The 12,594-nt window shown below is 54.3% G+C and carries 9 protein-coding genes; 7 read left to right on the top strand and 2 right to left on the bottom strand.

The features are described 5' to 3' along the window. Nucleotides 1–127: 127 nt before the first annotated feature. From HDF14_RS02275 to HDF14_RS02265, 3 genes are all read left to right on the top strand, one after another. Entirely contained in the window at nt 128–1,198 is a 1,071-nt protein-coding gene (locus HDF14_RS02275; RefSeq protein ID WP_313899463.1) for a glycosyltransferase family 2 protein, read from the top strand. A gap of 511 nt (nt 1,199–1,709) precedes the next feature. Continuing rightward, a complete protein-coding gene (locus HDF14_RS02270) occupies nt 1,710–2,504 on the top strand; it encodes a class I SAM-dependent methyltransferase (protein ID WP_183973111.1) in 795 nt (264 codons plus the stop codon). A 116-nt stretch (nt 2,505–2,620) separates the two neighbouring features. Then, a complete protein-coding gene (locus tag HDF14_RS02265; RefSeq protein WP_183973109.1) occupies nt 2,621–2,809 on the top strand; it encodes a hypothetical protein in 189 nt (62 codons plus the stop codon). Here HDF14_RS02265 and HDF14_RS02260 read toward each other — a convergent pair. Beyond that, nucleotides 2,806–3,477, bottom strand: coding sequence for a class I SAM-dependent methyltransferase (locus HDF14_RS02260; protein ID WP_260697963.1), 672 nt, complete (start codon nt 3,475–3,477; stop codon nt 2,806–2,808). The two genes, HDF14_RS02265 and HDF14_RS02260, sit on opposite strands and share 4 nt — an antisense overlap. Before the next feature lie 368 nt (nt 3,478–3,845). Between HDF14_RS02260 and HDF14_RS02255 the strand changes: the two genes are divergently transcribed. The 4 genes from HDF14_RS02255 to HDF14_RS02240 all read left to right on the top strand — a co-directional run bounded on the left by HDF14_RS02255 (nt 3,846) and on the right by HDF14_RS02240 (nt 10,910). Beyond that, on the top strand, nt 3,846–4,046 hold the full coding sequence (locus HDF14_RS02255; RefSeq protein ID WP_313899480.1) for a helix-turn-helix transcriptional regulator: 201 nt from the start codon (nt 3,846–3,848) through the stop codon (nt 4,044–4,046). A 97-nt stretch (nt 4,047–4,143) separates the two neighbouring features. Then, nucleotides 4,144–6,828: an ABC transporter permease gene (locus HDF14_RS02250; protein ID WP_183973105.1), complete on the top strand. Its 2,685-nt coding sequence runs from the start codon at nt 4,144–4,146 to the stop codon at nt 6,826–6,828. A gap of 683 nt (nt 6,829–7,511) precedes the next feature. Next, nucleotides 7,512–10,157, top strand: coding sequence for a TonB-dependent siderophore receptor (locus HDF14_RS02245; RefSeq protein ID WP_183973103.1), 2,646 nt, complete (start codon nt 7,512–7,514; stop codon nt 10,155–10,157). Nucleotides 10,158–10,229: 72 nt separating this feature from the next. Continuing rightward, on the top strand, nt 10,230–10,910 hold the full coding sequence (locus HDF14_RS02240) for a Fe2+-dependent dioxygenase (RefSeq protein WP_183973101.1): 681 nt from the start codon (nt 10,230–10,232) through the stop codon (nt 10,908–10,910). A gap of 91 nt (nt 10,911–11,001) precedes the next feature. Here HDF14_RS02240 and HDF14_RS02235 read toward each other — a convergent pair whose 3' ends face one another. Beyond that, nucleotides 11,002–12,573, bottom strand: coding sequence for a GMC oxidoreductase (locus HDF14_RS02235; protein ID WP_183973099.1), 1,572 nt, complete (start codon nt 12,571–12,573; stop codon nt 11,002–11,004). Nucleotides 12,574–12,594 lie beyond the last annotated feature (21 nt).

Here is a 12,594-nt window from a genome sequence, read left to right as displayed (position 1 = left end):
GAGAATGGCAGACGATGACAGTCCACCTCCGGCGCGTACGGTACCCACCCTTGCTGCGATGGTAGGGTACTCGTCCGCGTAGTCGTACCTTCCAGCCAAGACATGGTGTACTCCGAGACGGGGGTATGTGCCGCAGCACCATCCGCAGCAGCTAAAATGGAAAAAGCTGCTTCACGGTAGACGATGGGTCTGCCTTATCGTTGAGGCAGGCAATTTCGGAGGCTCGGCAGTGTCGTATCCACTCGCAGTTGTTGTCCCAACCTACAATCGCTGTGACGCTTTGAAGCAGTGCATGAAGCATCTCGAGGAGCAGGCGCGTAAGGACTTCGAGGTCGTTATTGTCGATGACGGAAGCACCGATTCTACAGAGGTTTGGGTAAGCGACTACCTGAAGCGTACTCCGCTCGCGCTCCGCTATTTCCGCCAGGAAAACAGCGGCCCGGCGCGTGCACGCAATTTTGCAATCTCCGTCATCGAGGCGCCGATTGCGCTTCTGATAGGCGACGACATCTTCCCTGCGCCACAGTTCACGGCCCTCCACATGCAATTGCATGAACAGCGTCCAGAGGCGTCTGTCGTCGGACTAGGGCTCACCGTCTTGGACGAAGAAGGTCAGCAAATCACGCCGTTTATGCGCTGGGAGGGTACCCGTGGCGCGCAGTTCCTCTATGGAGAACTGATCGCCGGTATCAAGCCAGATTGGAAGCATTTCTACACCAGCAATCTTTCTTTAAAGACATCGCTACTGCGCATCTTTCCCTTCGACGAGTCATTTCCATATGCGGCCATGGAGGACATCGAAGCGGCCTGCCGCATTGAAGCCGAGCATGGTCTGGAGATGGTCTTTTTACCAGATGCTGTAGCTCGTCACCTGCATCCGATGAACTTCGTGGGAGCTTGCCGCCGCATTGAAAAGGTCGGCGAGTCGACGGCATACTTCGACAAGCTCTGGCCGGGCAGACTGCCGCGAAAACCACACCCTATGGCTGTCCGGCTAAGCAGCATGCTCACACGCATGCCACTAGTGATGCGTATCGTCGAAGCCACCGCAAACCAATCGCTCAAGATCGCCTGTCCGAATCGCCTGATGAGATTCGTGCTCAGCCATTACTACGATCGAGGATATGAGCGTTACATCTGCCGGACCAATAATCCGCAGCGGCCCGTCGAACACATAGAGCATCGATCCGCGAACTAACCTGCCAGCGAACTCCGTCTAGATTAAAGGAGTGGAGTCGCACAGCTCGTTTTGGCGAAAAGAACACGCACCCAAGTCGAATCCTGCACACGCTTTGGCGAAATATATGGCGCGTTGCGGTTGTCGAAATGCTGGTTGATTTTGCTCGCCTAGTACATTCGCCACACTTCCACCAGGCAAGTCTGGCGACTGCTCTATATGGTATCCAGCGCACTGCCAATATCATTCGGGTCGATTGCCAGCTTTTTGCAGTGTCCCCGTTCAGCCTCTTGATATTGGGCCAAGTCAAGTACGAGAAAACGTATGGCTGCAGAACTGACCGAGGATCTCGGGAAAGCGCCCCTTCGATCCAACCGCCCCATCTGCTTGCGCAAAGCGGCCCGGCCTCGATTTCGCCCCGGTTGAGATTGCGGTTTGGCCTAGCGCCGGTGGCATAGTATCCTTCTTCTCTGGGGATTGCTTGCAGAAAGTTCATGATTTCTCCGTTTTAAAGTGAAAGGACCGACTTCCCGTGAAACAACGAATATTGCGCTCGCTGCGTACAGCGGGCCTATTAAATGCAGCAGAAAGAGCCAACTTTTTATTTGTGAATAGAAAGCAACGGCGAAAGAATATGCTATTCGGTCAAGCCAACCCAGGTTTTGTGGTTCCACCCGAGGCGCTTGCATACGACGCGTACTCATGGCTAGATTGGGAAAATTACAGAAAGAGTGGAACCGATACCGCCGCATTACTTTCCCAAATTGCCAGTCGTCACCTATCAGAGAATCATCCTTTACGGGTTCTCGAATGGGGATGCGGACCGGCGCGAGTGATTCGTCACATTTCGGCTGCCTTTGGGGCTAAGACTGAGGTTTATGGTTCTGACTACAACGAAGACACGATAAAGTGGTGCTCTAAGAGTATCCCTGGGGTTAATTTCACCCTAAACGGCCTGGAACCTCCGCTACCATTCGACTCGGGTATTTTTGACTTCGTATATTCCATATCGGTCTTTACGCATCTGTCTGAATCAGTCAGCCGCGCATGGATTGAAGAATTGATTCGTATAACTCATAGCGGGTCGATTCTGGTCGTCACAATGCAAGGCGATGCTTATCTGGAGAAATTGCTTCCTGATGAAGTGGAGGTATACCGTTCGCGGGGAATTGTGCTGCGCGGCAACGTCACCGAAGGGAGTAGGATTTTTTCTGCTTTTCACTCCAGGGAGTACCTTACGACGAAACTATTCCAGAACCTGGAGGTGCTAGAGTTCATTCCGTCGCCAAGTCTAGGTCAAGACATATGGGTACTAAGGAAACCTTGATGACTGGGTAGAGTTTTCCGACCCTTGCTTAGCCTGTGAATCACGAGACAATTAGTTGTATCACTTGAGGCCGTAGTAGCAAGGGGTCATATGTGGCCGCCTGAAAGCTGGTCATAGTGACGGTGCCTCCGGAGGTTGGCAGGAAGCGCGATCCCTCCTATATCCAGGACGACATGCAGCCCATCACCTTACTAGTTCGTGCCGCCTCTGTAACAGAGATCGTAAGGGTAGAGCAGCAGCTTGTTCATGAGATTGGACCGCAGTTCGGCCCACTCGCTGTCGCAACTACGGGTGGCGACACTTAGATTAGTTGCGAAAGAATGCAAATGTGAGGCGGCGCTACGGTCTCCACCGACAATACTCTGAAGCCGGCCCGGGATAACAATTCACGACTGTTGTGTTCATCAAAAACATGATGGTGTAGACATCGATTAGAGAAGTTTTCTAGCGAACGTCGGTGAAAGTCTTGCTTGGAGCCTGCGGCAATGTCCATCGTTAGATCGTGTTTTTCGAGAATCTCAGGTAAGTGGGTGAGATCATCTTCATCAATGTTCTGCTCGAAGTCATTGAACATGTGGTCTACACTTGTAGGCTGCCTGAGGTGATCGAATGTGTCTCGATAATAAGGTAGCGTAAGAATTAGCGCTCCTCCTGGGCTTAACACGCGCTGCCATTCTTTCACGGCCTTGATCGGATTTGCGAAATGTTCGAGATTGTGGGAAGACAGAACGAAGTCATAAGTTGAATCAGGCACTTCGTCCAAGACTGAACCTTCACAGAACAAGCTTGCGCCCGCGGGCTTTTCAGGATTGAAGACGAAACTCTCGCTGTGTTCTGCCCAGACATTCGCCTTAGAGAAATCGCAATTGTCTACTCTTCGAGCTTCTTCGTAGACCGGTGTGGGATTTCCCTTCCGAAATACATCGCTCGGCCCACCGATCTCCAAACCCCATTTGTCCTTGATATAAGGCAAGTACAATTCGAAGCTCCTCAGATGCCCTTGCCGGTTCATCTTCAGGAGTCGATTGACCTTTAGCAGACAACGTTGATAAATCGATCGCATGTTCTCAAATTATATCGACTTAGGCGGAGCTGCCAATCTGATGGCATCATGATCGTCATTTCTAAGCGAAGGTGGACACTAACCGACTACCGAACCTGGCTGGAAAGCCCGACCTCGCTAGAAAAAATGTAGCTCCGCGACACTCAGTGTGCCCGGATCTTGTCTCCAGAAAATTACCTATTGTTACCCCATACGTGCATGTGCAAATATGTATTGGATAGCAATAGGAGAGCGGCGTGGGCGGTAAGACGAACATTTGGCAAGGCACGTTGGCCTTGATGGTACTCGAGACTCTGGAATCAATGGGATCGCTTCACGGCTACGGTATCGCCCGACGTATAGAACAAACGAGGGGCGGTCTTCTGTCGTTGAACTATGGGATTCTTTGTCCGGCATTGCTGAAGTTGGAGCAGGAGGGAGCCATAGTCTCTGATCGGGCGTCTCGGAAAATAACCGACGCGCAAAGTTCTACCAGCTGAGTCGCGCGGGCAAGAGGCAGTTGGATAGAGAAACCCAGGATTGGGAGCACACGACTGCGATCCTCGCGCGCTTTTTCGCTCCCAGGCAGGAGGCTTGATGCGAAGATTGCGTGCGCTTTGGATTCGGATCTGCGGAACTCTCGGCAACAAACGAGAAAGTATGGAGTTGGACGAAGAACTTGAAAGTCATCTCCAGATGCATATTGAGGACAACGTCCGTTCGGGGATGTCCGAAGCTGAGGCGCGACGACAAGCGTTGACTCACCTCGGTGGTCTGGAGCAAACCAGAGAGGCTTATCGCGAGCGACAGAGGCTTCCTGGCCTGGAGACGTTGTGTCAGGACGTTCGGTTCGGTCTTCGAATGCTACTCAAGAGTCGAGGATTTACTGTTGTGGCCGTGCTCACGCTTGGTCTTGGCATCGGAGCAAATACCGCTCTGTTTTCTGTCCTCAATGCAGTTCTTCTGAACCCGCTTCCTTATCCTCATGCGGAGGAGCTAGTAACGGTTCATGCGGCTAAGCAGAACTTCAATGAAGGCTCAATCTCCTATCTGAATTTTCGCGATTGGCAGCGGGATAACAAGGCTCTGGCCGCGCTCGCTGTCTCGCGAGGCACAGGATACATTCTGACTGGAACAGGTGCTTCGGAAGAGGTGCGCGGAGAACTCGTCTCTTCGGATTTTTTTCCTCTCCTTGGGGTGAAGCCTGTCGCGGGGCGGTTATTCGCCTCCCATGAGGATGAGATTGGGCAGGAACCCGTAGCGATGATCAGCTCCGGGTTCTGGAAGCGTAAATTTGGAGCGCAACCCGATGTAATCGGAAATCCTCTCATGCTCGATGGACGCGACTACACTATCGTCGGCGTGCTGCCTGCGACCTTCAATCTTGCGATCAGCAACTTTCGCGCAAGTGATGTTTATGTGCCAATCGGTCAATTTCAAAATCCTGCTCTGAATGATCGTAGCGCTGGGTTGGGAATTCACGGTATCGCCCGACTCCGGCCAGGAGTGACGCTCAAGCAGGCGCAGGCCGATATGGAAAGAGTCTCTCGGAATCTTGAAACGACGTTCCCGGCAGAGGATCAAGGGATCCACGCCAAGCTCGTGCCGTTCAAGGAATCGTTGGTGCGCGATGTCCGACCACTCTTGTTGGTGCTGATGGGCGCTGTCGGCTTTGTACTTCTGATCGCCTGTGTCAACGTGGCGAATTTGCTACTGGCGAGGGCGAATGCTCGCGCGCAGGAGTTTGCAGTGCGATCGGCTTTGGGAGCAAGCCGTGCTCGTTTGTTGCGGCAGTTGCTGACTGAAAGTCTGACTCTGTCTGTGCTCGGTGGCGTATTGGGCCTCGCGTTGGCTGCGTTGGGAACGCGCATCATCGTCAAGATGCTGCCGGAGAATCTGCCGCGAGAGACTGGGATTCATATCGACTGGTTAGTACTTTGCTTCACCGCCCTCATCTCGCTTGCGTCGGGAATCTTGTTCGGCTTTGCTCCCGCACTGAAAATGTTCAAGCGAGATGTCCAGAGCACTCTGAGATTGGGAGGCCGTAGCATCGGCAGTGCGAACAACCGCACGCAGGATTCGTTGGTCGTCTTTCAGATGGCCTTGGCACTGGTTTTGTTGATCGGTGCTGGGTTGATGATTCGAAGCATGGTCAAGCTATCGAATATTGATCCAGGCTTTCACTCAAGAGGTGTACTGACGTTTGGCCTGGAAGCGCCTCCGGCGATGAGTGGCGCAGGACCCGATGCGATCAGAGCCTATCTACGCGAGGCGCAACGAAAAATCGCGATGACTCCCGATATTGAAGCGGTTTGCTTTTCATGGGCCGCTCTGCCAATGATGTCAGACGACGAGCAATCATTCTGGCTTGAGGGAGAACCAAAGCCCGGGAACCAGAATGCTATGCGATCGTCGATACGCTATCTGGTCGGAGCAGACTATCTGCGAGTCATGGGCATTCCACTTCTCAAGGGACGATTCCTGTCCGAGGCCGATGACGACCGCGCGCCGCGAGTGATTGTGATCGATGAAGTATTTGCTAAGAAGTTCTTCGGCAACGTTGACCCGATTGGCAAGCGTATCCATCTGGACCAGTTTGACGATGCAGCGACCGTCATAGGTGTTGTCGGACATGTGAACCAATGGGGGATTGATAACGACGCTGTGAATCCGTTGCGCGCTGAGACTTATCAAGCCCTAATGCAGCTGCCGGAGCAACAGTTGAGTTTGGTTGCCTTCGGCATGGACGCGCTTGCTCGTTCAAAGTCTGGAGCGATCCCGAGCTTCAAAGGTATTGAAAGTTCGGTAACTCAGATGAATCACGAGCAAGTAGTCTATAACCCCGAGGCGATGGACGACGTTGTCTCGGAAACGCTCTCATCTCGGCGGTTTGCCATGACACTGCTGGCCGTGTTTGCCTGCACCGCATTAGTGCTGGCAATCATTGGAATGTATGGCGTCATCTCTTATATCGTGGGACAACGCGCCCGCGACATTGGGATACGGATGGCGTTGGGCGCGAACCGTGGAGAGGTGCTCAGGTGGGTGTTAAGGCGTGGCAGCAGGCTTGCGTTGACCGGTGCCGCCTGTGGGTTTTTAGCTGCGCTGGTTCTAAGTCAAGTAATCGCTGGCTCGTCGTTGCTCTATGGTGTGCGGCCGTATGATCCATGGACGTTCACCGGGGTGACCGCGTTGATGATGGCAGTCGCTCTATCCGCGTGCCATGTTCCAGCGCGACGGGCAACGCGCATAGCTCCGATGAAAGCGCTGCGTACAGAGTAACTATGAATTCTGGCCCAAATAGGAAATGGAGCCGGACGGATTAACAACGTACGGCTCAGACAACCGGTCGTCGCCACCAAGGCGGCGACCTCCTTCTCCTTGCATGTGGCGAGCGCCCATTCAGTAGCTGGAAACCTGCGACGCACTTCTCGCCTATTCCTGGGAGGCCAGTTAGTCCCCGATTGAGTTCGCGAACAAGTTCGTCTGCCCTTTGACGATTCGTACCGATGCTGCCCCAGAAGGCCGCACAGCTCTCAGCTCGGACCGATTTAGTCTGATATTAATATTGAAGTAGGACCGATCATGTCGTATATTGAATTTACCGCATCTGAATTTGGGTTCGAGAGTTTTGTTGCAGGGAGTTGAGAAGTGAGGGGCCAGACCCCCGTGGGTAGTTTCTTGGCGGAAACCACGAGAGTCTGGGGCTACAGCCGGAAAGGACTGCAGTTGTCTGCATTCTAAATGCCCGGCTCGAGATTGGCGCATGGTCATTCCAGACCATTGAGTTTGTGGCGCGCGTCTCGCTGATTCCAAACTCATTGACTGACGTTCGTAGCTCTGCCGCTGGCTAACCACCAAGTAGGGCTTCGGGGATTCCGTGTGCCATTGGCGTGTCGATGCGCCGCAGAGCACACATGTTGTCTTCCGGAAAGTCCGGAAAAGACATGAAGCAAGGAGAGATTATGAAGAGCACAAAGCATACCCGCGATGGCCTGAAGTCACTGGCACGGAATAAAAAGGGGAGCGCCATGTCGATGTTCGGTGGAACGCGAGGATGGCTTGCTGCCGGCACTCTGGCAGCGTACACCGTGATGGGAAGCAGTACGCAGGCGGTGGCAGCTGTGAAGGAGACGGCGACGGCGGGGAACTCCGGCGGGGATGCGACGCTGCCTCTCAAACGCTTCGACATCCCGGCAGGCCCACTGGATGCCGCCATCAAGGCCTACGAGAAGGCGACGGGTCTGACAGTAAATATAGTGCTGCCGTCTGGAACTATAGCCGGATTCAACTCCCATGGTGTGACCGGGCTCTACCGCGAAGATGAGGCTCTGCGTCAGCTGCTCGATGGCACGGGGTTGAACTATCGCGTTGAAGACGCAAGGACAATGGTAGTCGGGGTGCAGGCGAAGGACACCGTGTCTGTTGAGGCTTTGGCGATTGACTCGGTCTCGATGGCGAAGTTTACCGAGCCGCTGCTTGATACTCCGCAAACTATCGATGTTGTGCCGCAGTTCGTACTGCAGGATCAAGGGGTGTCCACTCTGCGGGACGCACTGCGAAACGTGCCGGGAATTAGCCTCGCGGCCGGTGAAGCGGGAGCGCAAGGTGACAATCTGACAATCCGGGGCTTCACGGCGCGCAACGATATCTTCCTAGACGGCGTACGAGACTTCGGAAGCTACTACCGCGATTCGTTCAACTATGAACAGGTCGATGCTCTTGAAGGACCAGCAGGAATCCAGTTCGGTCGCGGGTCGACAGGCGGAGTCATCAATCAGGAGAGCAAGGTCCCTGAGATGAAGCAGTTTGTGAATGTGCAGGCTCAGTTCGGCACAGACCTGACGCGCAGGATTACAGCGGACATCAATGAGCCCGTGGCCGATGTGGCGGGTGGAACAGCCTTCCGGGCTAACATCATGGCGCAGGAGGGAGGCGTGGCAGGTCGACCGGATGCGGAGATACGGCGCTTCGGAATAGCTCCATCGGTCACGATCGGCCTGGATACCAAGACCCATGCGACCCTGAGCTATGTGCACCTCACAGAAAACGACACTCCCGACTACGGATTGCCATGGTTTATCAATTCGGTGGCGCCAGGATCCATTCGTCATAACTACTTCGGATTTCCAGACGAAAACTATCTGAAGACAAGCGACGATATTTTGACGCTGAGAGCCGATCACGAGTTCTCGCCGGAAATAAACCTGCGCACGATCGCCCGAGCGGCAAATTACCCACGTAGCGCGCAGATTACTGAACCGCAAATCTGCTCAAATGCGCCTGCAAGTGTGCCGGTGGGCGGCATCGTAGCTAGCCTGCCGACCTCTGCTGTAAACACTGCGCTCCCCTGTGCATATACGGCCGGGATTGATCCCAGCAACATCGTAGTGAACCGGAACCAGATCCAGGTAAAGAGTGTCGAGGGTGATCTGTGGGATCAGACTGAGATAGTGGCCCGATTCAAAACCTTCGGCGTGAAGCACGCACTTGTAGCCGGCGTCGAAGGTGGGCAGGAGATTTCGAATCCGATCAGAACCAGTTACACAATTAATAAGATCAACACTGTGCCTTCGGCGAATCTGTTGAACCCGAATGTAGATCAGCCGTTCGGCGGGACGGGTTATATCACTTCCATCGTTCACACCAAGTCGAAGAGCGTTGGGCTCTACTTCGTGGACACCTTGAAGCTGGGGAGACTGTTCGAACTGAGCGGCGGCGTGCGTTGGGACCGCTTCGATACTGGATACAACCTCTACCAGCCGACTCCGCCGGCCGGAGGGACCGTAACCGCGCCAGTCACTCCGATCAGCAGAATAGATGAACAACCGACCTATCGAGCAGCCCTGGTATTCAAGCCTTCTAGCCATGGCAGCGTGTACTTCGACTATGGAACCAGCTTCAACCCAGCGGCAGAGTCTCTGAGTTTGAGCATCGGATTGGCAAACAGCTCTGCCGCACCCGAAGAGAATGAAACCTACGAAGCGGGCGCGAAGTGGAGCTTTATGAACGAGCGCCTGCTTCTGGAAGGATCATGGTTCCGCACAGAGAAAGATAATGCGCGAGAGACTGACCCGACGAACTCGAATAACATCGTGGCGGCTGGAAACCAGCTCGTGAAAGGAGTCCAATTCAGCGTAGTGGGACGCTTGCCGCACGGAATGGATGTGGTTGCGGGCTACGCATACCTAGATAGTGACGTCATCTTTTCGAAGTTCTTTCCCGCGTCGGTGGGATATCCGCTGGCTAACGTCCCGAAGCAGACGTTTAATCTCTTCGTGACACACCGGTTGCCCTGGCGGCTAAATGCAGGTCTGGGCGGGAACTATGTGGGAAGCAGAACTGCGAGCTCGACCGTACCCTACGTACCGACAGGATACGCCGTGAATCCAAACGGACCGGGCTTCGTCGTGACGAGTGTGGCGATAAAACAGGTACCGGGGTATTGGGTGTTCAACGCGATGGTCAAACGACCCCTGACAGACAGGCTGGAACTGCAGGCGAACGTATATAACCTGCTGAATCGGTACTATATCGATCTGCCGCATCCAAGCCACTTAGTTCCGGGCGCGGGCGCGAGCGCCCTGATCGGCATGAACTTTCGGTTCTGAGAAGAACATTTTTATCGATCTGCCCGGCGTTTCGTCCGGGCAGATCTTATTTGTAACTTTAGGAGCACTTTGATGTTGATTACGATTGCGGATGTTTTAAGTGTGGGTGAAATTGCAGAATCACGTGCGCTGCTGGATGCGGCGCAATGGGTGGATGGCAAAGTTACCGCCGGATACCAGGCCCAAAGCGTAAAAGAAAATCTGCAATTACCCGAAGGACATCCAGTGGCGGTGAAGCTCGGAGAGATGGTACTGGCAGCGCTAGCGCGGTCACCGTTGTTTATGTCGGCTGCATTGCCGCTGCGAGTGTTTCCCCCGATGTTCAATCGTTACACAGGCGGTGGGCACTTCGGAACGCATGTGGATACTGCGATCCGCGCCAACGCCTCCACGGGACAAAGAATCAGAACAGACGTCTCCGCGACACTGTTTCTGTCGGCCCCTGAAGAGTACGAAGGTGGAGAACTATTAGTCGAAGATACCTACGGAGTGCATAGCGTGAAGCTACCGGCAGGGCACATGGTACTGTATCCGGCGACGAGTCTGCATCGCGTGAATCCGGTTACGCGAGGCGCACGAGTTGCTTCGTTCTTCTGGATACAAAGCATGATTCGCAGCGATGCGGATCGCACCTTACTGTACGACCTGGATACAACAATCCAGCGGCTGGCTAAAGAGGCTCCTGAAAATACGGTTGGGATCCAATTGACCGGGATATATCACAACCTACTCCGACGCTGGGCGGAAATGTAAGAATATGTCAGAGGCTTGATCGATCAACGGGTCGCAAGATCGGACACTTGAACAAACGCCGTCTCGATCTTTGCCCGTCAATGTATCCCTCTTAGACATTTTGTTTGTTCATCTCGTCTGCGAGATATTCGGAAGCGCGCATCGAGAGCGCCAGGATGGTCATAGTTGGGTTCTGCCAACCGGCACTCACAAAGCTCGCTCCGTCGACAACGAATAGATTCTTGTGGTCGTGGCTCTGGCACCACTTATTCAGCACGCTCTTCTTCGGATCATCGCCCATGCGGCAGGTTCCAACTTCATGAATACTGTAGCCCGGAGGATTGGGAACCTCATTCTTAGAGAGCACTTCGAATCCAGCCGCATCGGCCACGGCGCAGCTGACTTCCACGGCGTCCTTCGCCATATTGAACTCGTTTTCGGTATATCTGGTCTGGATGTTCAGCACGGGAATATCCCACGCGTCCACCTTCTCCTTATCGATGCGAACGTGGTTTTCGTAGCGCCCGAGCACTTCTCCCATCACTGTGATGTGGAAGGCACTCCCGTTGTATTCCTGCAACTTCTGCTGCAATTCCGCGCCATACGCCGCAAAATTTCGCGGCTCCATCGCACCCATGCGGCTGGTTACATTCAACGCGTAGCCGCGGAGGAATTTGTCATACTTTGTCGTAATGTTGCGAAAGCGCGGCACAATTGCCGCGCCACCCATCAACTGTTTTGTCGCCTTACCATTGCGCGCCTCAGGCACTGAGCAGGTGACGCCTGGCCCGTAGATCTGGTCCATCAGATAGTGTCCTATCATGCCGCTCGAATTGCCCAGGTTTGAGTTCAACAGCAGTCGCGTGCTCTCAAGCGTTCCCGCGGCCAATACCACCACCCGAGCCTTCACGTGCATCTCGCGGCGAGACAGTCGATCGACGAAAAGGCACCCATTCGGCTGGTCCGTGTTCTTATCGACCGTAATTTTTCGCACGACTGCATTGGCGATTGAAGTCAGTTTGCCGGTTCGCTCCGCATCCGGCAGCAGAAGATTCACCGAGCTCGCCAGCCCATCGCGGCCCTGTGCGCGGCGTTGCTGGCAGACCGCCATGTTATACGGCTGCGAAGCCTTGATAAACCGCTGTATAGACTCCGACCACACCTCATTGACGGGAACGAAGTTGCCATTTGGCATCTGCGGCGGACCGTCCTGAGCGCCGGCAACTTGGAAGATCTCTTCCACGCGCGAATAATAGGGCGCGAGGTCGGTGAGGCTGATGGGCCAGTCATCGCCGTAGCCATCATGCGATTTGCCCTTAAACTCGTAGTCGCTCAAGCGGAACGACTGCCGTGACCAGAACAGCGACCGACCACCGAACAGACGGACCCGCACCCAGTTGAACGGCATGGAAGCATCGAAGGTATACGGAACCTCCTCCTCATCCACCCAGACGTTTGCGTTGAATTCGCTGGCCTGGAAGACATGCTCGAGACGCCCTGGTGGTTTGAAGCCGCGATAGGGAAGCTCGTACGCCGGCTTGCGTTGCGCATCTCTGGCTACATCGGCCACCGGGCCCGCGTTTAACATCAGGCAGTGGATGCCCTTTTCGGTCAAGATCTTCGCAGCCATTCCACCGGCATGGCCCGACCCAATAATCAGTACATCGTAGGTTGTCTCTGTCATTATCTGTGGGGAGTCGCTCAC

Origin of the sequence: Tunturiibacter gelidiferens (assembly GCF_014201335.1) — a bacterium.
GTDB classification, from domain to species: Bacteria; Acidobacteriota; Terriglobia; order Terriglobales; family Acidobacteriaceae; genus Edaphobacter; species Edaphobacter lichenicola_E.
This window is presented reverse-complemented; position numbering and strand designations above follow the sequence as displayed.

Coding starts and splice junctions, on each gene's coding strand:
- HDF14_RS02255 (WP_313899480.1), top strand. CDS start 3,846: ATGGTACTCGAGACTCTGGAATCAATGGGATCGCTTCACGGCTACGGT.
- HDF14_RS02250 (WP_183973105.1), top strand. CDS start 4,144: ATGCGAAGATTGCGTGCGCTTTGGATTCGGATCTGCGGAACTCTCGGC.
- HDF14_RS02245 (WP_183973103.1), top strand. CDS start 7,512: ATGAAGAGCACAAAGCATACCCGCGATGGCCTGAAGTCACTGGCACGG.
- HDF14_RS02240 (WP_183973101.1), top strand. CDS start 10,230: ATGTTGATTACGATTGCGGATGTTTTAAGTGTGGGTGAAATTGCAGAA.
- HDF14_RS02235 (WP_183973099.1), bottom strand. CDS start 12,573: ATGACAGAGACAACCTACGATGTACTGATTATTGGGTCGGGCCATGCC.